This window comes from Massilia sp. NP310 (genome assembly GCF_019443485.1).
GTDB classification, from domain to species: Bacteria; Pseudomonadota; Gammaproteobacteria; order Burkholderiales; family Burkholderiaceae_D; genus Telluria; species Telluria timonae.
The window spans coordinates 2,817,218-2,841,779 of sequence record NZ_CP080379.1; the positions used below are offsets into that span (position 1 = coordinate 2,817,218).

At 65.0% G+C, this 24,562-nt stretch carries 20 protein-coding genes and 1 pseudogene; 14 read left to right on the forward strand and 7 right to left on the reverse strand.

Annotation, left to right across the window (positions count from 1 at the left end; translation table 11 throughout):
- Positions 1-29: 29 nt before the first annotated feature.
- Positions 30-974, forward strand: a complete 945-nt coding sequence (locus KY496_RS12455; RefSeq protein WP_229410137.1) for a tripartite tricarboxylate transporter substrate binding protein — start codon at positions 30-32, stop codon at positions 972-974.
- Positions 975-1,040: 66 nt separating this feature from the next.
- Here the strand turns inward: KY496_RS12455 and KY496_RS12460 are convergent, their stop codons facing one another.
- On the reverse strand, positions 1,041-2,636 hold the full coding sequence (locus tag KY496_RS12460) for a mechanosensitive ion channel family protein (RefSeq protein WP_219864940.1): 1,596 nt from the start codon (positions 2,634-2,636) through the stop codon (positions 1,041-1,043).
- Between the two features lie 192 nt (positions 2,637-2,828).
- Here KY496_RS12460 and KY496_RS12465 point away from each other — a divergent pair, with 192 nt between their 5' ends.
- Positions 2,829-3,854 carry an SDR family oxidoreductase gene (locus KY496_RS12465; RefSeq protein ID WP_229520506.1) on the forward strand — a complete coding sequence of 342 codons (1,026 nt, stop codon included), beginning with the start codon at positions 2,829-2,831 and terminating at the stop codon, positions 3,852-3,854.
- Positions 3,855-4,204: 350 nt separating this feature from the next.
- Positions 4,205-4,870 carry a PRC-barrel domain-containing protein gene (locus KY496_RS12470; protein WP_005662923.1) on the forward strand — a complete coding sequence of 222 codons (666 nt, stop codon included), beginning with the start codon at positions 4,205-4,207 and terminating at the stop codon, positions 4,868-4,870.
- Between the two features lie 628 nt (positions 4,871-5,498).
- Here KY496_RS12470 and hrpA read toward each other — a convergent pair.
- The gene (hrpA, locus tag KY496_RS12475) at positions 5,499-9,560 is read right to left on the reverse strand and encodes an ATP-dependent RNA helicase HrpA (protein WP_219864941.1); all 4,062 of its coding nucleotides are present in this window, start codon (positions 9,558-9,560) and stop codon (positions 5,499-5,501) included.
- A gap of 54 nt (positions 9,561-9,614) precedes the next feature.
- On the opposite strand from hrpA, the gene argA reads away from it, so the two are divergent.
- Positions 9,615-10,928: an amino-acid N-acetyltransferase gene (gene argA / locus KY496_RS12480; RefSeq protein ID WP_040774841.1), complete on the forward strand. Its 1,314-nt coding sequence runs from the start codon at positions 9,615-9,617 to the stop codon at positions 10,926-10,928.
- Positions 10,929-10,966: 38 nt separating this feature from the next.
- Positions 10,967-11,239 (forward strand): oxidative damage protection protein, encoded by a 273-nt coding sequence (locus KY496_RS12485; protein ID WP_005662929.1) that lies wholly within the window; start codon positions 10,967-10,969, stop codon positions 11,237-11,239.
- Between the two features lie 59 nt (positions 11,240-11,298).
- On the opposite strand, the gene KY496_RS12490 is transcribed toward KY496_RS12485, so the two are convergent.
- Positions 11,299-11,601 carry a hypothetical protein gene (locus KY496_RS12490; protein WP_219864942.1) on the reverse strand — a complete coding sequence of 101 codons (303 nt, stop codon included), beginning with the start codon at positions 11,599-11,601 and terminating at the stop codon, positions 11,299-11,301.
- Between the two features lie 13 nt (positions 11,602-11,614).
- Positions 11,615-12,292 (reverse strand): ribose-5-phosphate isomerase RpiA, encoded by a 678-nt coding sequence (gene rpiA, locus KY496_RS12495; protein WP_219864943.1) that lies wholly within the window; start codon positions 12,290-12,292, stop codon positions 11,615-11,617.
- A gap of 188 nt (positions 12,293-12,480) precedes the next feature.
- Here rpiA and KY496_RS12500 point away from each other — a divergent pair, with 188 nt between their 5' ends.
- The 4 genes from KY496_RS12500 to KY496_RS12515 all read left to right on the forward strand — a co-directional run bounded on the left by KY496_RS12500 (position 12,481) and on the right by KY496_RS12515 (position 16,883).
- Positions 12,481-13,698 carry an efflux RND transporter periplasmic adaptor subunit gene (locus KY496_RS12500; RefSeq protein ID WP_219864944.1) on the forward strand — a complete coding sequence of 406 codons (1,218 nt, stop codon included), beginning with the start codon at positions 12,481-12,483 and terminating at the stop codon, positions 13,696-13,698.
- The gene (locus tag KY496_RS12505; protein ID WP_005662937.1) at positions 13,695-14,432 is read left to right on the forward strand and encodes an ABC transporter ATP-binding protein; all 738 of its coding nucleotides are present in this window, start codon (positions 13,695-13,697) and stop codon (positions 14,430-14,432) included. The genes KY496_RS12500 and KY496_RS12505 overlap by 4 nt, the downstream gene beginning before the upstream one ends.
- Positions 14,429-15,652, forward strand: a complete 1,224-nt coding sequence (locus tag KY496_RS12510; RefSeq protein ID WP_229520507.1) for an ABC transporter permease — start codon at positions 14,429-14,431, stop codon at positions 15,650-15,652. The genes KY496_RS12505 and KY496_RS12510 overlap by 4 nt, the downstream gene beginning before the upstream one ends.
- Before the next feature lie 301 nt (positions 15,653-15,953).
- Complete coding sequence (locus KY496_RS12515) at positions 15,954-16,883, forward strand: IS5 family transposase (protein ID WP_219864945.1); 930 nt, start codon at positions 15,954-15,956, stop codon at positions 16,881-16,883.
- 118 nt (positions 16,884-17,001) lie between these two features.
- On the opposite strand, the pseudogene KY496_RS12520 reads toward KY496_RS12515, so the two are convergent.
- Together KY496_RS12520 and KY496_RS12525 are read right to left on the reverse strand one after the other, a co-directional pair.
- A pseudogene (locus tag KY496_RS12520) lies at positions 17,002-17,226 on the reverse strand (cupin domain-containing protein); the annotation flags it as partial.
- Between the two features lie 12 nt (positions 17,227-17,238).
- Complete coding sequence (locus tag KY496_RS12525; RefSeq protein ID WP_229409764.1) at positions 17,239-17,556, reverse strand: helix-turn-helix domain-containing protein; 318 nt, start codon at positions 17,554-17,556, stop codon at positions 17,239-17,241.
- Between KY496_RS12525 and KY496_RS12530 the strand changes: the two genes are divergently transcribed.
- Complete coding sequence (locus tag KY496_RS12530) at positions 17,543-18,310, forward strand: dipeptidase (RefSeq protein ID WP_219864947.1); 768 nt, start codon at positions 17,543-17,545, stop codon at positions 18,308-18,310. The two genes, KY496_RS12525 and KY496_RS12530, sit on opposite strands and share 14 nt — an antisense overlap.
- 298 nt (positions 18,311-18,608) lie before the next feature.
- Positions 18,609-20,279: a methyl-accepting chemotaxis protein gene (locus KY496_RS12535; protein ID WP_229520508.1), complete on the forward strand. Its 1,671-nt coding sequence runs from the start codon at positions 18,609-18,611 to the stop codon at positions 20,277-20,279.
- A gap of 207 nt (positions 20,280-20,486) precedes the next feature.
- Here the strand turns inward: KY496_RS12535 and KY496_RS12540 are convergent, their stop codons facing one another.
- Positions 20,487-21,416: a LysR family transcriptional regulator gene (locus tag KY496_RS12540; RefSeq protein ID WP_184239154.1), complete on the reverse strand. Its 930-nt coding sequence runs from the start codon at positions 21,414-21,416 to the stop codon at positions 20,487-20,489.
- A 107-nt stretch (positions 21,417-21,523) separates the two neighbouring features.
- Here KY496_RS12540 and KY496_RS12545 point away from each other — a divergent pair, with 107 nt between their 5' ends.
- From KY496_RS12545 to KY496_RS12555, 3 genes are read left to right on the forward strand one after another with little or no spacing between them, the layout of a single operon-like run.
- Positions 21,524-22,867 carry a CitMHS family transporter gene (locus tag KY496_RS12545; protein ID WP_267877525.1) on the forward strand — a complete coding sequence of 448 codons (1,344 nt, stop codon included), beginning with the start codon at positions 21,524-21,526 and terminating at the stop codon, positions 22,865-22,867.
- A 31-nt stretch (positions 22,868-22,898) separates the two neighbouring features.
- On the forward strand, positions 22,899-24,242 hold the full coding sequence (locus tag KY496_RS12550; protein ID WP_184239345.1) for an acyclic terpene utilization AtuA family protein: 1,344 nt from the start codon (positions 22,899-22,901) through the stop codon (positions 24,240-24,242).
- Position 24,243: 1 nt separating this feature from the next.
- Positions 24,244-24,543, forward strand: a complete 300-nt coding sequence (locus tag KY496_RS12555) for a hypothetical protein (RefSeq protein ID WP_184239153.1) — start codon at positions 24,244-24,246, stop codon at positions 24,541-24,543.
- Positions 24,544-24,562: the final 19 nt, after the last annotated feature.

Genomic DNA, 24,562 nt, shown 5'->3' on the forward strand with positions numbered 1-24,562 from the left:
GAGTCTTCCCGTCCAAAGGAAAATCCCTCGTGTTCGCTCTCGCAGCAACCGTCCTCTCCGCCAGCGCCTTCGCCCAGAACTGGCCAACCGGCACCGTGACCGTGGTCGTGCCATGGCCGGCCGGCGGCCCGTCCGACATCGCGGCGCGTCCGCTGGCGAAAGGCCTGACCACCGACCTGAAGCAGTCGTTCGTGATCGATAACCGCGGCGGTGGCGGCGGCAACATCGGCACCCTGGCCGTGACCCGCGCCAAGCCGGATGGCCAGACCCTCCTGATCACCTCGAGCGCGCCGATCGTGATCAACCCGAGCCTGTACAAGAAGATGGCCTTCGACCCGGCCAAGGACCTGATCCCGGTCACCAACCTGCTGCGCGCGCCGCTGGTGCTGGTCGCCCACCCATCGGTGCCGGCCAAGAACGTCAAGGAACTGCTGGCCCACATCCAGTCGAAGAAAGGCCAGTTCTCGTACGCGTCGGCCGGCAACGGCACCCCGCAGCACCTGACCGGTGAACTGTTCCGCGGCGTGACCAAGCTCGACATGGTGCACGTGCCGTACAAGGGCTCGGCGCCGGCGATTTCCGACCTGCTGGGCGGTCACATCCCGATCATGTTCGACTCGACCATCGCGATCATGCCGCACATCAAGAGCGGCAAGGTCAAGCCGATCGCCATCTCGGGCAGCAAGCGCTCGCCGCTGCTGCCGGACGTGCCGACCTTCGCCGAAGCCGGCCTGAACATCGAGTCCTACGCCTGGTACGGCCTGTTCGTGCCGGCCAAGACCCCGAAAGCCATCGTCGACAAGATCAACGCCGAATCGCAGAAAGTCATGAAGCAGCCGGACTTCCAGCGCGTGCTGGCCGACACCGGCACCGAGTACGTGGGCGATACGCCTGAGAACTTCGCCAAGTTCGTGCAGGCCGAAAGCGCGAAATGGTCGAAGATCGTGAAGGACAGCGGCGCGACCGTCGACTGATCCACTCGATCCTGTAGTACCCCACTAAAACGGGTGACGCGGCATGGCCGGTCACCCGTTTTTTCATCAAGCCCGCTTTTCCGTCAGCGTCACGCGGTGGAAGTGCGACGACGTCAGCCCGACGCCCGCCGCATCGAACACGTCCAGCACGTTCTGGTGCAGATGGTTGCGCACCTCGGCCCGCCCGCGCGGGCTGTCGGCCGAGGAATGCGCGCACAGCCGGTATTCGACATAGAAATCCGACAGCGCCGCCTGCACGATGAAGGGTTTCGGTTCGGCCGCGATGCCTGGCGTCGCCGCGGCAGCCTGTTCGAGCAGCGCGTGCGCGGTGCGCCACGGCGTCTCGTAGGCGAGCGTCACCTTGACCTCGGTGACGAAACCGTCCTCGATCACGCCGTCGCGCGAGAAGTTGCTGGTGGTGTTGGACAGCACCCAGGCGTTGGGCATCAGGACTTCTTCGCCGCTGCCGGTGCGCAGGCGCGTCTCGAACATGCCCATGTCGACCACGGTACCCTCCTTGTCGCCCACGCGCACGTATTCTCCCTTGCGCAGCGAGCGGGTGTACATCAGGATCAGGCCAGCGGCGCCCTGCGCCACGATGCTCGAGGCGCCGATCGACACCATCAGGCCGGCCAGCACCGTCACGCCCTGGAAGGCGGCCGTGTGCGAACCGGGCAGGTAGGGATAGGACATCGCCAGCGCGAACAGCCCGATCACCAGGTTGACCAGGCGCCGGGTCGGCGCCGCCGTGTCCTGGTCGAGCCAGCCCACCTGCAATTCGCCGCTCTCGACCCGCTTGAACACCGAGGCCGCGGTCAGCATCACCAGGCGCGCCAGCGCGGCGATGACCAGCACCACCAGCAGGCCGGGAATGGCGGCCGCCATCGACTGCCCGATCCCCACCGCCAGCTCCACCAGGTAACCCTTGAGCCACTCGCCCCAGCTGCGGGTGTAGGCGAATTCGCCGAGCAGGAAGCTGATCCAGATATAGGTGGCCAGCAGGCGCAGGCCCCATACCACCGCCATCGTCACCTGGCGCAGGAAGCTCACATACAGCTGGGCGTCGAGCAGGCGCACGTTGCGAAAGCTCACCCGCGCCAGGCGCACGCCGAGCAGGCGCTCGAAGCGGCTCTTGACCGCGCTGCGCAGCAGCACCAGCGCGCGCAGCACGACGACGTAGGCCAGGGTGGCGGCGACGCACAGCGCGGCGGCTTCGACCAGCACGCGCGGGTCGCTCGCCTCGCGCCGCGCGGCCAGCGCGCGCTCCAGCTTGCCCGCGCTGTCGTGCGCGACGTCCTGGGGCGTGTCGCCGGCCAGCACGTTGACGTCGGCCGGCGTCACCAGGAAAAGCGGCGCGCCGTCGAGCAGCACCTGGCTGCCCTCCGCCAAGCCGTTGACGGTGACGCGCTGCGGGCCCTTGCCCGACAGGGCCTTGTCGAGGCGCCGCTGGGCCGCTTCGAGGCGGTCTTGCGGCGAGTGGCCGGCCAGGGTGGCGCGAAACACGAAGACCTTGCGGGTGGCGACGGTGAAGTCGGCGCGCGCGGTCGGCTGGGCCGGCGCGGCCGCAGCCGCGGCGGCCGACACAGTGTCGGCCTGGGCGGCCTGGGCGAAGGAATACAGCCCCAGCAAGGCAAGGACAAGGAATGCGCGGATGATTGCCATGGGAAAACACAAATCGGTAAAAACGAAATGTTACCCCAGATCACTTCTACTCAGCAGGCAAAGTACCCACTTACAACAGCCCAGCACCAGATCTTGCCAACAAGCTACCGTGTTCCGTGTCTTTTCGATAACGACTAACATCTTCGCCACTACCTGGCTGCGTTGGCAGCCCCACCCCATCAAGGAGCAAGCATGAGTTCGGAAGACCAGAAGCCAGAAGGCGTGACGCCGTCGCGCCGCCGTTTCGTGAGCACCGTTGCCGCGGGCGTGGCCGCCTCGGCCGCCGCCGTCCCGGCCCTGGCCCAGCAGGCGGGCGGCGGCAACCAGCCGGCGCCCGGCGCGATGCGCGAAGCGGCCAAGCGCTATCCGCGTCCGCCCTTCCCCAAGCAGGACCAGCCGTGGCCGGCCCTGGCCAGCAAGATGACGCCGCGTCCCGATCATGGTGAAACGACGTATCGCGGCAGCGGCCGCCTGGCGGGACGCAAGGCCCTGATCACCGGCGGCGACTCGGGCATCGGCCGCGCCGCCGCGATCGCCTATGCGCGCGAAGGCGCCGACGTCGCCATCGGCTACCTGCCGGCCGAGGAACCCGATGCGCGCGAAGTCATGCAGCTGATCCGCGACGCGGGCCGCAAGGCGGTGGCCATTCCCGGCGACATCCGCGACGAGGCCTTCTGCAAGAAACTAGTGGAAACGGCGGTGCGCGAACTGGGCGGCCTGGACATCCTGGTCAACAATGCCGCGCGCCAGCAGAACAACGCCTCGATCCTCGACATCACCAGCGAGCAGTTCGACTGGACCATCAAGACCAATATCTACGCCGTGTTCTGGATCACCAAGGCGGCGATTCCGCATATGTCGGCCGGCAGCGTCATCATCAATACCTCGTCGCAGACGGCCTACGATCCGCCGGAAAAACTGCTCGACTATTCGGGCACCAAGGCCTTCGAGGTGGCGTTTACGAAGTCGCTGGCCAAGCAGATGGCATCGAAGGGAATCCGCGTGAATGCGGTGGCGCCGGGTCCGGTGTGGACGCCGCTGCAGCTGGCGGGCGGCAATTCGCCGGAGGGGCGCGAGAAGTTCGGCGAGGACACGCCGATGAAGCGTCCGGGCCAGCCGGCCGAGCTGGCGACGATCTACGTCACGCTGGCCTCGGACGAGGCGAGCTACACCACCGGCCACGTGTATGGCGCGGCGGGCGGAGGCGGGCAGCCGTAAGCACTTGCTTCGGCCTGCCCGGTGCTGCCGGGCGGGCTTCAGCCGCGACGCAGCAGGCGCGTCAGCAGCGAAACGAAGGAACGGGTGCGGATCTGCTGGCCCAGCGGGCCGGCATTGGTGCAGCGTGCAATGACGGTCATCTCATTTCCTCCTAGACATAGCTTGGCAGATTAGCCATGCCACGCGTACTCATCTGTGCGCTGGATCGCATAAGGCTCCAGCCTGCTCGACGCTAGCGCGCGCGCCCCGATCCGGTAGCGTCCTATCATGAACCCTTCGTAGGGCGAGGGTCTGCTCCAATCGGAGTGACCGTCGCATTGTTCGCAACGTCAATAGACAAGGAGGAACATATGGGCTACGCAGACCGCGATAAATACGGTATCTACAAGGACAGCACCAGCGCAGGTCCGGGACCGTCCCTGATGGGCGCCGACACCTTGATCGGCGACAGCGTCGTCAATGCCGCCGAGGAAGACCTGGGCGACATCAAGGAAATCATGCTCGACATGCAGACCGGCCAGGTGGCCTATGCCGTGCTGGCTTTCGGCGGCTTTCTGGGCGTGGGCGAAAAACTGTTCGCCGTGCCCTGGCAGGCGCTGCACCTCGACACGGTCAACAAGCGCTTCGTGCTCAACGTCGAGAAAGACCGCCTGAAATCGGCGCCGGGCTTCGACAAGGATGCCTGGCCGGACATGAGCGACCTGAGCTGGGCCAGCGGCATCCACAGCTTCTATGGCACCGACCCGAACCGTTCGGGCGCACCGACCATGGGGCCGGGCGTGCCGATGGGCGGCATGGTCGGCGGCGCCGGCACCGGAAGCAGCACCTATGCGGGCGGCGCGATGGGTTCGAGCGTTGGCGCCGGGCACGCCGGTTCCAGTAGCCTGGGCGGCGCAGGCGCCGGCATGGGCGATTCGCGGGCGAACCAGGGCCCGGGGTCCAGCATCGATCCACGCTCGGGCAACCTGGGCGATGACGACGACCTGAGCCGTATCCGCGGCAGCAATATCGGATAAGGCCGGGCTGAATGAGGAGGTGTCGGCACGAGGAGAGCATCAGCGTCCCCTCGTGTCGAGACCATAGGCCCGCGGCGCCAAGCCGTCATAGTCCATGAGTACCATGTTGACGGCAGAGTCTGCACTCTACTTGGCGAGCAGATACCTCGCCGATTTCGCAAGGCACGCCACCGTGATCATGATCCAGACATGATCGACTGCTTTTGAAGACGTGAGCAAACATGCTCAGCGTATTCCTTCCTGCCCCGAATCGTCCTATTGACCGTATTCGTACCTGACAGGCGTGACTTTCCCGCCTGCCACTAGCAGACGCCAGCAGCAGTGTCTGACGTCGCCGTCAAACTCGCCACGGGTAGCGCCGTTTCACCGTACAGGCATTGGTGGCGAACCCTCTTCTATCACTTCTTTCATTAAACCGGTACTGACGGACGGTATGCGTTACTTTATTGCCGCTTGGGTTTCGCGGCACAAGTAAGCATTTTCGATGATGTCCTCCGAGCTTATATGATGCAGACACCAGATACTGACTGAAGTTCCGTTTAATACGCACAGACATCTGCCATGGGCGTGAAACAACGTCCAAAAATGACGGACAACGTCAGTTGTGCCCCGTCCAAGTCACAAGCAATTACCGCAACATCGACTCCCACACCTTCTGCAGCCGCTTGGCCGACACCGGCATCGGCGTCCTCAGCTCCTGCGCGAACAGCGACACCCGCAGCTCTTCCAGCATCCACCTGAACTCGACCATGCGCGGATCGTTGTTCTTGCCCGCCATATTCTTGAGCGTGCGCTGGAACTGGCTGGCCGCGTTCTGCCACTCGGCCATCAGCTGCGCGTCGCGCGACGGATTGCCGCGCAACTTCTCGAGACGGACGTTGATCGCCTTCAGATAGCGCGGGAAATGCGCCAGCTGACTATATTCGTTGTCGGCGATGAAGCGCTTGTGCACCAGCGCCTGCAGCTGCGCCTGGATATCCGACGCCACCGCCGAAGGCAGGGCCTGCACGCGCTTGGGCAGGCCGTGGTACTCGCCCAGAATCTGGCCCGCCAGGCGCGCCACCTCGTTGATGAGCAGGCCAATGCGGCCCTTGCCCTCGTCCTTGCGTTTGTTGAACGAAGCCGCATCGACCGGCAGCGGATCCTGCAGGCAGGCGATGTCGATCGCCTTGGCCACGATCTGGTCGCGCAAGTCTTCCTGCGAGCCGATATTCATGAACTGCATGCCCATGCCCTGCAGGCCGGGGATGTTCTTCTCGGCGAACTTCAGTTGTTCCTTGAACTGCAGCGCGAACAGGCGGCGCAGGCCAACGCGATGGGTGCGCGCGGCCACGTTCGGGTCGTCGAACACCTCCAGGTCGCAATGCGTGCCCTTGTCGACCAGCGCGGGGAAGCCAATCAGGGTCAGCTTGCCCTGGTTGATCTCCAGCAGTTCCGGCAGCTCGCCGAAGGTCCAGCTGGTGAGACCGGTGTGCTGGCGGCCCGATGCCGCTTCTTGCGCAGGGGCGGTCTGCGGCGCATTGCCCTTCCCCTTGCCTGCGGGTGCCGGCGGAGCGCTCGGCGCAGCCGCCACCGGCCGCGCCGCCTGCGCACGCCCATTGGCCGCAGATGGCGTCGCTTCCGCCATCTTCTGGAAGCTCTGGCGCGCCTGTCCGCCCAGCTCGGCCTGGAGCGTCGCCAGATTGCGCCCCATCTCCAGCTGGCGGCCATGCTCGTCGACGACCTTGAAGTTCATGAACATGTGCGCCGGCAGGGTCTCGAGCTTGAAGTCGGCGGTCTTCACCGCCACGCCCGTTTGCGCGCGCACGTCCATGATCAAGACGTCGACCAGGTCGCCGCGCCCGAAGGCGTTCGCCGCATGGATGCGATCGACGAACCTGGCCGCGTATTCCGGCAGCGGCACGCAGTGGCGGCGCAGCTTCTGCGGCAGCGATTTGAGCAGCAGGTGCACCTTTTCCTTGATCATGCCCGGCACCAGCCAGGCCGGCTTCTCCTGCGGGATCTGGTTCAGCGCGAACAGCGGCACGGCGAGCGTGACGCCATCGCGCACGCTGCCCGGCTCGAAGTGGTACGTCAGGCCCATCTCGATGCCGGTGACGACCATCGTCTTCGGGAACAGCTCGGTGGTGACGCCGGCCGCCTCGTGCCGCATCAGCTCTTCGCGGTTCAGGTACAGCAGTTTCGGATTGTCGCGCGCATGGTCCTTGTACCACTTCTCGAAACCGGCGCCGTTGACGACGTCGAGCGGAATCTCCTTGTCGTAGAAGGCCGCGATCAGCTGGTCGTCGACCAGCACGTCCTGGCGGCGCGACTTGTGCTCGAGGTTCTCGATATCTTTCACCAGCTTGTGGTTATGGATATAGAACGGCAGGCGCGTCTCGTAGTCGCCCGCCACCAGCGCGTCGCGGATGAAGATCTCGCGCGCCTCGCGCGGGTTGCGCTGGCCGTAGTTGATGCGCCGGCCGCCATAGATGACGATGCCGTACAGGGTCGCGCGCTCGAGCGCCGTCACTTGCGCCTGTTTCTTTTCCCAGCGCGGCTCGCCCCACGATTTCTTGAGCAGGTGGCCGCCGATCTTTTCGACCCACTCGGGCTGGATCTGGGCGATGGTGCGCGCATACAGGCGCGTGGTCTCGACCAGTTCGGCCGCCATGACCCAGCGTCCCGCCTTCTTGCCGAGCGTCGAGCCGGGCCAGATGTGGAACTTGATGCCGCGCGCGCCAAGATAGACGCCGCCCTGCTCGTCCTCGGACTTGAAACCGATATTGCCAAGCAGGCCAGTGAGCAGCGCCAGGTGCAGCTGCTCATAGGTGGCCGGGCTTTCGTTCAGGCGCCAGCCCTGCTCGCGCACGATGGTGAGCAGCTGCGAATGCACGTCGCGCCACTCGCGCAGGCGCAGCTGCGACAGGAAGTTGGCGCGGCAGTTGTCCTGCAACTGGCGATTGGTCTTCTTGTGCGCGATCGCGTCCTCGAACCAGGCCCAGATCTTCAGGTAGCTCAGGAATTCGGATTTCTCGTCCGCGAACTTCTTGTGCTTCTCGTCGGCCTGCTGCTGGTATTCGATCGGGCGGTCGCGCGGGTCTTGCGTCGACAGGGCCGAGGCCACGATCAGCATCTCGGTCAGGCAGTGATTGTCGAGCGCGGCCAGGATCATGCGGCCCACGCGCGGGTCGAGCGGCAGCTTGGCCAGCTTGCGGCCCAGCGGCGTCAGCTCGTTGTTGTCGTCGACCGCGCCGACTTCCTGCAGCAGCTGGTAGCCGTCGGCGATCGCGCGGCCCTGCGGCGCCTCGATGAAGGGGAAGGTCTCGACGTCGGTCAGGCGCAGGGATTTCATGCGCAGGATGACGGCCGCCAGCGACGAACGCAGGATCTCCGGTTCGGTGAACTTGGGGCGCTTCTGAAAATCGTCTTCCTCGAACAGGCGGATGCAGACGCCGTCGGCCACGCGGCCGCAACGGCCGGCGCGCTGGTTGGCCGCCGATTGCGCGATCGGCTCGACCTGCAGCTGCTCGACCTTGTTCCGGAAGCTATAACGTTTTACGCGCGCCAGGCCGGTATCGACCACGTAGCGGATGCCCGGCACGGTCAGCGAGGTCTCGGCCACGTTGGTGGCCAGGACGATGCGGCGCGCGTTGCCGCTCGGGCGGAACACGCGGTCCTGCTCTTCCACCGACAGGCGGGCGAACAGCGGCAGGATGTCGACGTGCGGCGGATGGTGCTTGCGCAGCGCCTCGGCGCAGTCGCGGATCTCGCGCTCGCCCGGCAGGAACACCAGCACGTCGCCCGAGCCGATGCGGCACAACTCATCGACCGCGTCGACCACGCCATCCATCAGGTCGCGCTTCTCGCGCGCGGCCTGGGCCTTCGGCAGCGGCTTGGTCGGGTCGACGGCGGCGGCGCCCGGCACCGGGTCGCGGTCGATCGGGCGATAACGCACCTCGACCTGGTACAGGCGGCCCGAGACCTCGATCACCGGCGCCGGCTTGTCGTTGGCGGCGAAGTGGCGCGCGAAGCGCTCGGCGTCGATCGTCGCCGAGGTGATGATCACTTTCAGGTCCGGCCGGCGCGGCAGCAGCTGCTTGAGGTAACCGAGCAGGAAGTCGATGTTCAGGCTGCGCTCGTGCGCCTCGTCGATGATGATCGTGTCGTAGTTGCGCAGCAGCGGATCGGTTTGCGTCTCCGCCAGCAGGATACCGTCGGTCATCAGCTTGACCGACGCGCCTTTTTGCAAGGTGTCGTTGAAGCGCACCTTGAAGCCGACGTGCTCGCCCAGCGGCGAGCCGAGTTCCTGCGCGATGCGCTTGGCGGTCGACGACGCCGCGATGCGGCGCGGCTGGGTGTGGCCGATCAGGCCTTTACTGCCGCGGCCCAGTTCGAGGCAGATCTTCGGCAGCTGGGTGGTCTTGCCCGAACCGGTCTCGCCCGAGACGATGACCACCTGGTGCTCGAGAATGGCTTTCGCGATCTCGGCGCGGCGGCCCGATACGGGGAGGTCTTCGGGAAAGGTAATCGGCGGCAGCGGATTGCGCACCACCGGCGCTTCTTCGCGCGGCGCGCGTTCCTGGCGTGGACGCGACTCACCGCGCTCGCCCTGTGCACGACGGGGACGGCGTTCGACGGAGGCTGCGTTGGCGGTGGCGCTCGCTTCGCGCGCCGGCTGTTGCGAAGGCTTGTTACTCTGTTCAGACATTGATTTTTACAAGGATTTGGTGCGCACAACGCGCAGCGAATTATAATGCGGCAAATGGAAACTCCTACCCAATTCGTCCAGTGGCTGCGCTCGGTCGCGCCGTATATTCATGCGTTCGGTGGCAAGACCTTCGTGGTCGCCTTCCCGGGCGAACTGGTCGCCTCCGGCGCCCTGCCGGTGCTGGCGCAAGACTTGTCGCTGCTGGTCGGCCTCGGCATCCGCATCGTGCTGGTGCACGGTTCGCGGCCGCAGGTGGCCGAGCAGCTGGCGCTGCGCAACGTCGAAGGCCGCTTCCACGACGGCGTGCGCATCACCGACACCGCCGCGCTGGAATGCGCCAAGGAAGCCGCCGGCGAGCTGCGCCTCGACATCGAAGCCGCCTTCAGCCAGGGCCTGCCCAACACGCCGATGTCGAACGCCCAGATCAGCATCGTCTCGGGCAACTTCGTGGTGGCCCGTCCGCTGGGCGTGATCGACGGCGTCGACTTCGAGCTCACCGGCGTCACCCGCAAGATCGCCGCCGAGAAGATCCACCCGATCCTGCAGACCGAGGACAACCTGGTGCTGCTGTCGCCGCTGGGCTTCTCGCCGACCGGCGAGATCTTCAACCTGACCATGGAAGACGTGGCCGCGTCGGCCGCGATCGCCCTGCACGCCGACAAGCTGATCTTCATCACCGAATCGCCGATGATGAAGGATGCCGGCGGCGCCGAGCTGCGCGAATTGTCGTCGCACATGGCCGAAGCCGTGCTGCAGGCGGGCTTCCTGTCCGATTCCGCCGCTTTCTACCTGCAGCACGCGATCAAGGCCTGCAACGCCGGCGTCGACCGCGCCCACATCATCCCCTACGAGATGGACGGTTCGGCCCTGCTCGAGGTGTTCACCCACGACGGCGTGGGCACCATGATCAGCCACGAGAACCTGGAAAGCCTGCGCCAGGCCACAATTGAGGACGTCGGCGGAATTATCAAGCTCATCGAACCGCTGGAAGCCGATGGCACCCTGGTGTATCGCGGGCGCGAGCTGATCGAGCGCGAGATCGACCAGTTCTCGGTGATCGACCACGACGGCGTGATCTTCGGCTGCGCGGCGCTGTATCCGTTCCCCGAGTCGAAGATGGGCGAGATGGCCTGCCTGACGGTGAGCCCCGATGCGCAAACCCAGGGCGACGGCGAGCGCATACTCAAGCACATGGAAAACCGCGCGCGCGCCGCCGGCCTCACGAAACTGTTCGTGCTGACCACGCGCACCTCGCACTGGTTCAAGAAGCGCGGCTTCGTGCCGGCCACCGTGGACGATCTGCCAAAAGATCGGCAACACATGTACAACTGGCAGCGCCGGTCACAGGTGCTGATCAAGACTTTATAATACCGGTTTTAGACTGTCACGGATAACAGGAGTACACGATGGCCCGCACCGTCCACTGCATCAAACTGAACAAGGAAGCCGAAGGCCTGGATTTCCCGCCGGTCCCAGGCGAGATGGGCAAGAAGCTGTATATGTCGGTCTCGAAAGAGGCATGGCAGCAATGGCTGAAGCATCAAACGATGCTGATCAACGAAAACCGCCTGAACCTGGCCGACGACCGCGCGCGCAAATACCTGGCGACGCAGATGGAGAAGCATTTCTTCGGCGAAGGCGCCGACCAGGCGATGGGCTACGTGCCGCCGACCGCCTGATCGACGCGCATCATCCATGAAAAATCCCGCTTGCGGCGCCTGCCGTCAGCGGGATTTTTTTACATCTTGCGGCACTGGCGCAATTCGCAGCGCGCCATGAACACCTTGCCATCCTGGCACTGCATCCGGTAGACCTCGATCGGCCCCGGCTCCGTGATCAGGCCGGCGCCCTGCTCGCTGGCGCAGGCCTGCGCCCTGGCCAGCTGCTCGACCGTGGTCGACGACACGCCGACCTTGAACGGCACGCGCTGGATCTCGACGACGTCGGGTGATGCGACCACCGTCGGCTCCGACAAATCTACCCCGGTCGAACACCCGCCCAGCAGGACGGCCGCGAGCAGGGGTACCAGCGCGTATTTCATGGCCGGTCCCCGATCAGAGCGACAGGGTCTTGACGCCGTCAGCCGTGCCCAGCAGGCAGACGTTGGCGCCGGCCTTGGCGAACAGGCCCACGGCGATCACGCCGGTGATCTGGTTGATCTGCTCTTCGAGCGCTACCGGGTCGGTGATCGACAGGCCGGCCACGTCGATCAGTTCACCGCCGTTGTCGGTGATGAAAGGCTGGTCGGTGCCGGGTTTCAGGCGCAGCTTCGGCTGGCCGCCAAGCGCCGCCAGCTTGCGCATCACGACCGCACGTGCCATCGGGATCACCTCGACCGGCAGCGGGAATTTACCCAGCGTGTCGACCAGCTTCGAACCGTCGGCGATACAGACGAACTTCTTCGACACCGATGCCACGATCTTCTCGCGCGTGAGCGCCGCGCCGCCGCCCTTGATCATCGCGCCTTGCGCATTGATCTCGTCGGCGCCGTCGATGTAGACGGCCATCGATTCGACGTCGTTCAGGTCGAACACCGGGATGCCGTGGCCGCGCAGGCGGGCGGCGGTGGCTTCGGACGAGGCCACGGTGCCCTTGATGCGGCCCTTGATCTTCGCCAGTTCGTCGATGAAGAAGTTGGCGGTCGAGCCGGTGCCGACGCCGATGATTTCACCGTCGACCACGTAATCGATGGCGGCGCGCGCCACTGCTTGTTTCAGTTCGTCTTGAGTCATGATGCGGGTTGGTAAATGAAAAGAATGCGCCATTTTAGCGGATTACACAGCACGTCATCCCCGCGAAGGCGGGGACCCAAGTGGTTCTTCCCATATATGCATGCCACGATCATGCAATCTGCATTTGCTAATCTTGTAACGAAGCATCACACTCGACGTTTGTTACAACGTTCGTTTGCCTGGAACCAATGAAAATCTTTACCAAGAAACGCATCGTCATCGCCACCGCCCTCCTCGTCGCCGTCGCGACCGCCGCGGTGCTGCTCAAGCCCAAGGACAACGTCGTCCCGCCGTCGAAATACCGCAGCACCGCGGTCGACCGCGGCGCCATCAACCAGACCGTGACCGCCACCGGCACCATCAACCCGGTGGCCCTGATCAACGTCGGTTCGCAGGTCTCGGGCACCGTGGCCGAGCTGCACGCCGACTTCAACGACCGCGTCAAGAAGGGCCAGGTGCTGCTCAAGCTGGAGCCGACCATCTTCAACGCCCAGGTGGGACAGGCCGAAGCCAGCATCGCCTCGGCGCGCGCCAACCTGCAGCTGGCCCAGGCCACCTACAAGCGCAACGAGCAGCTGGTGGCGCAGAACTTCGTCTCCAGCCTGGCGCTCGACCAGTCGCGGCGCGAAATGGACGTCGCCGCCGCCAACCTCAAGCTGGCCCAGGCCCAGTTCGAGCGCGCGCGGGCGGACCTCGACAACAGCGTGATCCGCTCGCCGATCGACGGCGTGGTGATCAAGCGCACCATCGACCTGGGCCAGACCGTGGCGGCCTCGTTCAACACGCCGAACCTGTTCCAGATCGCCAACGACCTGACCAAGATGCAGATCGACACCAGCGTGTCGGAAGCCGACGTCGGCCTGCTCAAGGACGGCTTGCCGGCGCGCTTCGTGGTCGACGCCTATCCCGACCGCGAATTCAACGCCACCATGCGCCAGTTCCGCCTGGCGCCGAACGTGGTGCAGAACGTCGTGACCTATAACGTCGTGCTCGACGTCGACAACGCCGACGAACTGCTCAAGCCCGGCATGACGGCCCAGGTGCGCCTGGTGGTGGCGAACCGCCCCGACGTGCTGCGCATCCCGACCACGGCGCTGCGCTTCCGCCTGTCCGAAGAAGAGCAGGCGGCCGAGCGCAAAAAAGCGAAGGCAACGGACAAGGACGTGAAGCAGGTGGCCGCCAAGCCGGCGCCGGCCGCCGCCCAGGACGACGACGTCGCCTTCCGCAGCGCCAGCGAGACCGCGCGCATGTTCAAGATTTACAAGCTCGATCCGATGAACCAGCCGCAGCCGGTCGACATCCGTACCGGACTCTCCAACTTCCGCTACACCGAAGTGCTGTCGGGCGACCTGAAACCGGGCGACCGCGTGGTGACCCGTGCGCTGTCCCAGCCGGAGAACCAATGACCGGGCCACTGATCGACATCCGCGGCGTCACCAAGACTTACCTCAGCGGCAGCGTCGAGACGCCGGTGCTGCATGGCGTCGACATGACGGTCGAGCGCGGCGACTTCGTGTCCATCATGGGCGCATCGGGTTCCGGCAAGTCGACCCTGATGAACATCCTCGGCTGCCTCGACCAGGCCAGCGGCGGCACTTACCTGCTGGACGGCGTCGACACCCGCAGCCTGGGACGGCCGCAACTGGCCGACATCCGCAACCGCACCATCGGCTTCGTGTTCCAGAGCTTCAACCTGATCAAGCGCATGTCGGTGGCGGAGAACGTCGCCCTGCCCCTGATCTACGGCGGCGTGGGACGCGGCAAGGCCCACGCGCGCGCCATGGCCGAACTCGAACGGGTGGGATTGGGCGCGCTGGGACAGCGCACGCCGAGCCAGCTCTCGGGCGGCCAGCAGCAGCGCGTCGCCATCGCGCGCGCGCTGGCCACCGATCCGCCGCTGTTGCTGGCCGACGAACCGACCGGCAACCTCGACACGCAAACCAGCGACGACATCATGCACAGCTTCCAGCAACTGAACCGCGAGCGCGGCATCACCATCGTGCTGGTGACCCATGAAGCCGACGTCGCCGCCTACAGCCGCCGCCTGGTGCGCCTGAAGGATGGCCGGGTGCTGTACGACGGGCCGGCCGCCGAAGGCCTGCGCCAGTTCGCGGGCGTGCAGATCGGAGTCGCACCATGAACCCGATCCAGGTATTGATCGAATCGTTCCGCTCGATGGCGGCCAACCGCCTGCGCACCGCGCTGACCATGCTCGGCATCGTGATCGGCATCGCCTCCGTCGTGCTGCTGCTGGCGCTCGGCGACAGCATGCAGCGCTTCATCGGCAAGCAGCTGCAGATGCTGGGCACCAATATGGTCTACATCATGCCCGGCGGCGACCGCACCGCGGCCCAGCGCGCCCGCGAAGGCAAGGTCGCGGTGCTGACCCGGGGCGATGCCGAGGCCCTGAACGCCCTGCCCAGCCTGACCGGCGCGGCGCCCGCGTTGCAGGGCAGCTTCAAGGTCAGCGCCGGCAACGAAAACCTGAGCAGCACCGTGCTCGGCGTGACGCCGGCCATGTTCACGATCCGTAACTGGAAAGTCGACCAGGGCACCTTGTTCGGCGAGGCCGACGTGCGCGCCGGCGCGCGGCTGGCGGTGATCGGCCAGAAGGTGGCCGACCAGTTCTTCTACCGCGCCGACCCGCTCGGGCGCTACCTGCGCATCGAGAACGTGTCGTTCCAGGTGATCGGCGTGCTGGCCGGCGAAGGCCGCCAGCCCGACGGCACCGACCTGTCGGAACAGATCGTGGTGCCGATCACGGCGGCCAGCGCCCACCTGGTCAAGTCGCCGTTCCCGCAGAACGTCCACTACATCAATGCCCAGGGCCGCCCGAACGTGGCGATGACCGATGCGATCGAGGACATGAAGGAAGTCCTGCGCGACCGGCACCGGATCCGGGTCGACGATCCGGACGACTTCCGGATCCAGAACCTGAGCGAGATCGCCGACACGGCCAACAAGATCAGCGCCGGCGTCGCCCTGCTGCTCGGCCTGATCGGCGCGATCTCGCTGCTGGTGGGCGGGATCGGGATCATGAACATCATGCTGGTGTCGGTGACCGAAAGGACGCGCGAGATCGGCATCCGGATGGCGATCGGGGCGCGCCCGAACGCCGTGCTGCTGCAGTTCCTGGCCGAGGCGGTGGTGATCTGCCTGGCCGGTGGATTGGTCGGGATCGCGATCGCGGCCGGCGGCGCGGCGCTCATCACGACGTTCGCGGATTTCGAGGTGTACCTGACCTTGTCGGGCATGCTGATCGCGTGCGGGTTCGCGACGGCGGTCGGGATGTTCTTCGGGTTTTATCCGGCGCGCAGGGCGTCGCGACTCTTGCCCGTAGACTGTCTCAGATACGAATAACCAGAAGTATTGCCTTCTCGATAGTCACCTCGCAGTAATTAGGAACTCACATGGGCCCACGTTACGATCTGAAGAAAATAATATTCCTATTGGACCGATTGCATTCAGAAAATTCACCTTGGAATGATGAGTATGAGTTTACTGATTTCATTACTACGCGAAATGGACTTGAACGACATTTTACACGTGATGCAAAAAAACATCTTCGTGAGCTAGCCAGAGCACTACACATCCAAAGGGCTTTGTTGCATAAATCAGGCTCGGCCAGCGTAGAACGCGTAGCTCTGGTAGCCTGAACGGGATGAAACCAGCTCCACAGAAGTACCGCACGACCAATTGGAAAACGTACAACGAAGCGCTCAAGGCACGCGGCTCGCTACTCATCTGGCTTGACACGACGATGAACTGGCACGGCCAGCCGAGTGGTAAGCGAGGGCGCAGCCAGGCGTTCAGCGACGAGGCGATCCAGTTCTGCCTGAGCATCAAGTGCTTGTTCAATCTACCGCTGCGCCAGGCCATGGGCATGACGCAAAGCTTGCTGCACTTGGCTGGGCTGAACTGGGCGGTGCCGGACTACAGCACGGTCAGCCGGCGGCAAAAGACGCTGCAGGTGGCCATCGGCGCCGTGCCGACCACGACAGGCTTGCATCTGCTGGTGGACAGCACCGGCATCAAGATGCTGGGCGAAGGCGAATGGAAGACCAAGAAACATGGTGTGGACTACCGTCGCCAATGGCGCAAGGTGCATCTCGGGATCGACGCGTCCACACTCGAAATCCGGGCCATGGAGGTGACCGACAACAGCATTGGCGATGCGCCTGTCCTGCCAGCGTTGCTTAGCCAGATTCCTGCTGACGAACGCATTGCCAGCGTTAGCGGCGATGGCGCCTACGACACGAAGGACTGTCACGAGGCGATCGCGTTGCGCGAAGCGCATGCCATCATCCCAACCCGCAAGAACGCCAAGTTCTGGAAGGCAAACCGTTGTGGTGCCGATGCACGTAACGACATCCTGCGGACGACAAAAAGGGTGGGACGGGCAATATGGAAGAAATGGAGCGGCTACCACCGGCGCAGCCTTGTCGAAACCAAGATGCGCTGCTTCAAGCTGCTGGGCGAACGTGTCATGGCGCGAGACTTCGACCGTCAGGTCGCCGAGTTATACGTGCGGGCTGCCGTGCTGAACCGCTTTACTCGGCTGGGAACCCCGGTTACGGTCCCAGTGTTATAAAACGAACTACAAATAGCGTCAGCTCGGCCTTCGCTCGATTTGCTCAACAAAGCCTAGCGATAGGCTAAAGTGAGGTAAACGAAATCGCTCACTTAGTACCATTACGCTTACGTGGATTTTATTTAGAATCTAGCAGTTGCGTATGGGCCGCGTGGATGATTGACTGGTCCAGGTCCCCTTCTGAACTAGTCATCACCGTCAGCATTTCCACCTGGTCGCAGCCTTCTGCCACCAAGTAGGCATGTCCCATGCTCGAATCAAAATAGATCGACTGCCCTTCCTTAAGCACCACCGGGTCATAGAACTCGGTGTGCAGCACCACCGTCCCCTTCATGACGTACGAGAATTCCTCCCCCTAGTGATGCACCAGGCTGCCGAATTCATCGAGCGTCTTGGCGCGTGGCCGCGTGATCACCGGGATCATCAGCTTGCGCCTCAGCTCCGCGCACAGGTAGTGGTAATCGTAGTTGGGCGTTTCGACGCGCACCGCCGATTGCAGGTCGCCCAGGCTGCGGAGCGCCGTGACCGGCGGTTCGGCCTCGGGCTCTTCGGCGAACAGTTCCGACATACGCATGCCGAGCTTTTGGCTCAGCTGGTACAGCTTGTCGTAGGTCAGCGTCAGCTGGCCGTGCTCCACCTTCGACAAGGTGGATACCGGGATGCCGCTTTTCACGCTCATTTCCTTCAGGGGCCAGCCCTGGCGGCTGCGCAGGCTGCGGAGCAATGCACCGAGCGTTGGGGATTCAGTCGTCCACAGCAAGAACAACCAGTTCGCCGATTCGTCGACCGACGAGCCGACGTGGAACGGCCTGTCGCCGCTCGGGCGCGACTGGGTGCGCGAGATGAACCGGCTGGGCATCGTGATCGACGCCAGCCACGCGTCGGATGCGACGGTCGACCAGCTGCTGGCATCGTCCGCCACCCCGCTGCTGCTGTCGCACTCGAACTCGCGCACCAGCTACGACCACCCGCGCAATATCGACGACGAGCGCATCCGGAAAATCGCGGCCGGCGGCGGCGCGATCTGCGCCTCCACCATCTACCTGAGCGAACTGAAGATGGGACCGCAACGCGCGGCGCTGTTCGACCGGCTCGAACACATCGGCAAGCTGGCGCCGCCCGAGCAAGCCGCGCTGGGCAAGGAGTGGCTGGCGCTCGATACGGTCGAACCGTTGTGGCAGACCAGCTTCGAACAGTACATCGCCTCGCTCAAGCACCTGATCGCGGTGGCCGGCATCGATCACGTGTGCATGGGCGCCGATTTCGACGGCGGTGGCGGCCTTACGGGACTGGACAACGTGGCGCACCTGCCGCGCATCACCCAGCGCCTGAAGGCGGATGGCATGTCGGACGCCGACCTGGAAAAGCTCTGGAGCGGCAACCTGCTGCGCGTGCTGGAAGCGGCGGAAAAACACTCGTCCTTGTAGGCGATTGTCGAAGATTTGTTAAAAATAGGCCCCGGCCATATATATGATGGCACTATAAATCCATACCCGAATTATATTGAATAGTAGATAACTCTAATATGTAAGTGTTATTGGCCAGTAACATCCATACATTATTTCGTTTCCTGTTCGCAACATCGGAGGCAAAAACCACACTTTTGGGTTTCCCACGGCCAGCTACAACGTGTACTTTTGACCGAACTCAGTGACGTTGCTCTGGCGTCACATGCCTGGATTTAACAAGTCACTGGCCGGCCTTTTGTTCTCGGAACTGGAAACCATGAAAATCAAAGATCTCAACATCGGCGTTCGCCTCGGCGCCGCCTTTGCCGTCATCCTCGCCATGATGGTCATCATGCTGGGCACCGCGCTCTGGCAGCTGAAACATATCACCGACGCCAAGGAAGAGATGGCGACGGCCACCGAGAAAGCCAAGCTGGCCCAGGAAATGCGCGCCGGCATCATCACCAACGCCGTCAGCACGGTGGCGAAGATCCGGGCCATCGACCCGGCCGACGAGCAGTCGTACGAAGAGGGCATGAAGGCGATCAGCAAGCGCGCCGGCGAGCTGCAAAAAATCTTCGAACAAGTGATCGTCGCCCCCGGCGGCAAGGTGCTGCTGACGGCGCTGATCGAACAGCGCGCCAAGTACAGCGCGGCGCGCAACCAGGCCTACAAGATGAAGACCGAACTCGGGGCCGGCAATCCGGAACTGCTGGCCTTCCTCGACACCAAGGTCATGCCCGAGATGCGCGCCTATACCGAGGCCGCCGGCAAGCTGGCCGACTTCCAGGAAAAGATGGCCGCCGATGCCAATGCCAGCATCGACGCCATCAGCGCCTCGGTGCAGCGCACCTTGATCCTGATCGGCGTCGCCGCGGTCGCCATTGGCGCCGTGTTCGGCTGGCTGCTCACCCGCAGCATCACCCACCCGCTGGCGCGCGCCGTCGGCCTGGCCCAGCAAGTGGCGTCGGGCGACCTGACCGCCGACATCCACGTCGATTCGCGCGACGAACTCGGCGCCCTGACGGGGGCGCTCAGGACCATGAACGAAAGCCTGCTCAAGACCGTTACCGCAGTGCGCGCCGGCACCGAAACCATCGTCACCGCATCGCAGGAAATCGCCTCGGGCAACCTCGACCTGTCGTCGCGCACCGAGCAGCAAGCCAGCTCGCTGGAAGAAACCGCCTCGTCGATGGAAGAGCTGACCGGCACCGTGCGCCAGAACGCCGACAACGCGCGCCAGGCCAACGTCCTGGCCAAGAACGCGTCCCAGATCGCCTCGCACGGCGGCGAAGTGGTGTCGCAGGTGGTGGCGACCATGGCGTCGATCAATGAGTCGTCGAAGAAGATCGGCGACATCATCGCCGTCATCGACGGCATCGCCTTCCAGACCAATATTCTGGCGCTCAACGCCGCGGTGGAAGCTGCGCGCGCAGGCGAACAGGGCCGCGGCTTCGCGGTGGTGGCCAGCGAAGTGCGCAACCTGGCGCAGCGCTCGGCCGGCGCGGCCAAGGAAATCCGCGGCCTGATCACCGACTCGGTGGCCAAGGTCGACGCCGGCGGGCGCCTGGTCGACGAAGCCGGTACGACCATGCAGGAGATCGTGGAGGGCATCACCCGCGTGACCGACATCATGTCCGAGATCGCCTCGGCCAGCGCCGAGCAGACCATGGGCATCGAGCAGGTCAACGAAGCCATCACCCAGATGGACAGCGTGACCCAGCAGAATGCCGCGCTGGTCGAAGAAGCCGCCGCCGCGGCCGGCTCGCTGCAGGAACAGGCGAGCGCGCTGGCGCAGATCGTGAGCGTGTTCAAGGTCGGCGACGAGACTGCCGTGCGCAGCGCCCGGCGCGCACCGGGCGGCCACGCACTGGTCGTGCGCAAGCCGGCCTCCCGCCGTGTCGAGCGCACCTTGCAGGAAGAAGTCGAAGAAGACGCGATCGCCTGATCCGCCTTGCCTGTCACCCCTGTCGCGGCGACCTACCACCTGCGCGTCGCCGCGTACACTAACGACCTCGGGCGCATTCGCCTCATCGCTCGGCCAAAAAGCCACCAAACGGACGTCCACGAAACCATCAAATTACTTCGTAAATAGACCTGTTCGTGCAAGGCCGTCCCCACGGACGGGCGACGTCACGCCGCGCCGGCCGGACGACTAGACGTCCACCGGCGCCGCGCCGCGTGGCCGGCCGTGCGTGGAAAGCCGTGTCTCGATCAGTTCGAGCATCCCCTGGGCGGCACTCGACAAGGCCCGGTCCTTGCGCTGCACGATCAGGATCGGCCGCACCACGGCGGCCGTCTCAAGCGGGATGGCGACCAGGTCCAGGCTGCGGAACTGGAACAGCGTCAGCTCGGGCACCAGGCTGACGCCCAGGCCGTGGCCGATCAGGCCGGCCACGGTGGCCAGATGTTCGACCTCGAGCCCGGAATGGCGCACCGCCAGATCGCGCGTGAGCTGGTCGACGTGCTGGCGCACGCTGGTCGACGGCGCCAGGTGGATCAATTCACAGCCCGCCAGGTCGGCCACCCTGATCTTGCGCTTGCGCGCCAGCGGATGGTCGCGCCGGCACACGAAGAAAAACGGATCGCTGCACAAGGTGCGGGTATCGAATTCCGACAGGTTGGCTCCCGGGGCGGTGAGCGCCAGATCGACCTTTCCCTGCCGCAGCAGGTGCAAGCACTGGTCCGACAGCGCGTCGAACAGCTGCACCGTGATGCCCGGATAGCGCGCCTTGTATTGCGCGATCACCTCCGGCAGGCCGTTCGCCGCCAGTGAAGGCAGGACCGCCAGCGCCACCCTGCCCTTGCGCCGGGCTATGAAATCGCTCATGTCGGTGAAGGCGGCGTCCAGGTCGGACAGCAGCGTGCGCGCCACTTCCACGAACAGTTCGCCTTCGGTGGTCAGCGTGACGTTGCGCGTGTCGCGCTGGACCAGCCTGGCGCCGACGGTCGCTTCCAGCTTCTGGATCACGGCGCTGAAGGCCGATTGCGACAGGTGGCAGCGTTCGGCCGCCTGCGTGAAATGACGGTGCTGGTCCAGCGCGAGAAAAGCCTGCAGCTGCCTGGTGGAGATATTCGGAAGCATCGTCCCGGCCACTTATCGAAAAAACCGCATAATCAATCGGAAAAATCCATTTTACAAGAAAAACCAAGCGACCCCAGAATGGACTCAAGTGCTGCATCGACAAGCACATCAAAAAAGATTGGAGACTTCCCATGCTGGCCTTCCTCGGCTTCGTCACTATTTTCGCGCTGCTGTTCGTCATCCTCGGCAGGAAGATGTCCGCACTGGTCGCATTGATCGCGATCCCCGTGCTCACCGCGCTGGCAGGCGGCTTCGGCCCCCAGGTCGGCACCTTCATCACCGACGGCATCCGCGCGATCGCGCCGATCGCCGGCATGCTGGTGTTCGCCATCCTGTTCTTCGGGGTGCTGACCGATGCCGGCATGCTCGACCCGATCGTCAATGGGGTCCTGAAAATCGTCGGCACCCATCCCGCCCGCATCACGCTCGGCACCGCCGTGCTGGCGGCGATCGTCCACCTCGACGGCTCCGGCGCGGTCACCTTCCTGGTGGTGGTGCCGGCGATGCTGCCCTTGTATATCAAGCTGCAGATGGACAAGCGCATCCTGGCCTGCATCGTCGCCATGGCCGCCGGCGTCGCCAACGCCCTGCCCTGGGGCGGACCGACGCTGCGCGCCTCGGCGGCGCTGCACATCCCGATGTCCGAGCTCTACCTGCCCATGGTGCCGGTGCAGATCGCCGGCATGCTGTTCGTCTTCGCCTGCGCCTGGCTGATGGGCATGCGCGAACAGCGCCGCCTCGGCCTGGCCGGCGCCATGCTGGCCGGCGCCAGCGCCGGCGCGGCAAGCCATCATGTGCACGAGATCGACGAAGAACAGCTGAAGCTGCGCCGGCCGCGGCGCTTCATCGTCAACGTGCTGCTCGTGATCGTGGTGCTGGCGACGATGATCACCAACACGCTCGATCCGGTCGCCTGCTTCATGCTCGGCACCGTGGTGGCCCTGTTGATCAACTATCCGGACGTCGCCGAACAGCGCAAGCGCGTCGACGCGCACGCCAAGGCCGCCCTGATGATGGCGAGCCTGCTGTTCGCGGCCGGCGTCTTCACCGGCATCATGAAAGGCACCGGAATGCTGACCGCGATGGCCCAGCTGCTCGCGGCCAGCATCCCGGCCAGCCTGGCCAGCCACCTGCCCTTCGTCACCGGCCTTGCGTCCATGCCGCTGAGCCTGATTTTCGATCCCGACTCGTTCTACTTCGGCGTGCTGCCGGTGCTGGCCGAAGCCGGCGCGGCCCTCGGCGTGCCGCCGGTGCAGCTGGCCCAGGCCTCGCTGATGGGCCAGATGACCACCGGTTTCCCGGTCAGCCCCCTGACCCCGGCCACCTTCCTGCTGGTCGGACTGGTCGGCATCGACCTCGGGGAGCACCAGCGCTTCACGATCCCGTACCTGTTCGCCACCACGGTCTTCATGACCTGCGTCGCGGTGCTCGTCGGCCTGTTCCCCTTCTGAAGACCCCATTGACCACATCCAGGAAACCATGATGAAAACCCTACGCATCGGTGGCGGCGCCGGCTATTCGGGCGACCGCATCGAACCGGCCCTCGAACTGGCCGAACGCGGCGAGCTCGATGTCCTCATCTTCGAGTGCCTGGCCGAACGCACCATCGCCCTGGCCCAGCAGGCCAGGATGAAGGATCCGGCGCTCGGCTACGATCCGCTGCTCGAAGCGCGCATGCTGGCGGTGCTCGAGACCTGCGCCGCCAAGGGCATCAGGATCATCACCAATATGGGCGCCGCCAACCCGCTCGCGGCCGCCGCCAAAATCAAGGAAATCGCCCTCTCGCTGGGCATCGAGGGCCTGAAGATCGCCGCCGTCACGGGCGACGACGTCCTCGATCAGCTGCGCCAGGGCGACTACCTGGACGATACCGGAGAACCGGTCAAGGCCCTGGGCGAGCGTCTGCTGTCGGCCAATGCCTATCTCGGCGCGGCGCCGCTGGTCGAGGCGCTGGCGCAGGGCGCCGACATCGTCGTCACCGGTCGCGTGGCGGACCCCGCCCTGGTGCTGGCGCCGGCGATCCACGCCTTCGGATGGGCGATGGACGACTGGGAGCGGCTGGGACAGGGCACGCTCGCCGGCCACCTGCTCGAATGCGCCGGCCAGGTCTGCGGCGGCTACTTCGCCGATCCGGGCCGCAAGGACGTCCCCGACCTGGCGCGGCTGGGCTTCCCGATCGCCGTCATCGGCGACGACGGCAGCCTCGAGATCACCAAGGTGGCCGGTTCCGGCGGCAGCGTGACCACCGCCACCTGCACCGAACAGCTGCTGTATGAAATCCACGATCCGGCCGCCTACCTGACGCCCGACGTCGTGGCCGATTTTTCCGCTGTGACCATGCGCCAGAGCGGGCCGGATCGCGTGGCGATCGACGGCGCCGGCGGCCATCCGAAGAGCGGCATGCTGAAGGTCTCGATCGGCTATGTCGACAGCTATGTCGGCGAGGGCCAGATCTCCTACGCCGGGCCGGGCGCCCTGGCGCGCGGGCGCCTGGCGCAGGAGATCGTGGCCAGCCGGCTCGCGCTGACCGGGGTGGCGCTGACCGAAGTGCGCTACGACCTGATCGGCGTGAACAGCGTCAACCCGCTGCAGGGCGAGAGCCTGGCGCCGGGCGCCGAGCCGCTCGAGGTGCGCCTGCGCGTGGTGGGGCGCGCCGACAGCATGCGTGAGGCGGTCCGCGTCGGCAACGAAGTCGAGACCCTGTACACCTGCGGACCGGCCGGTGGCGGCGGGGCCACGAAGTCGGCGCGCGAAGTGGTCGCCATCCGTTCCACCCTGCTGCCTGCCGCGCAGGTCGCCCCGGCCATCCACTTCGAGGAGACCTGACATGAAACTACGCGATATCGCGCATTCGCGCGCCGGCGACAAGGGGGACATCTCGAACCTGTCCCTGATCGCTTACCGCCAGGAAGACTACGCCCTGCTCGAACACTTCGTTACGGCGGAGCGGGTGCGCCGGCATTTCGCCGGCATCGTGCACGGCGAGGTCACGCGCTACCTGCTGCCGCAACTAGGCGCGATGAACTTCGTCATGCAGCGCGCCCTCGGCGGCGGCGTGACCCGTTCGCTGGCCCTGGACGCCCATGGCAAGTCGCTCAGCTCGGTGCTGCTCGACATGGATATCTAGCCACCGTCGTCCAGCAGCA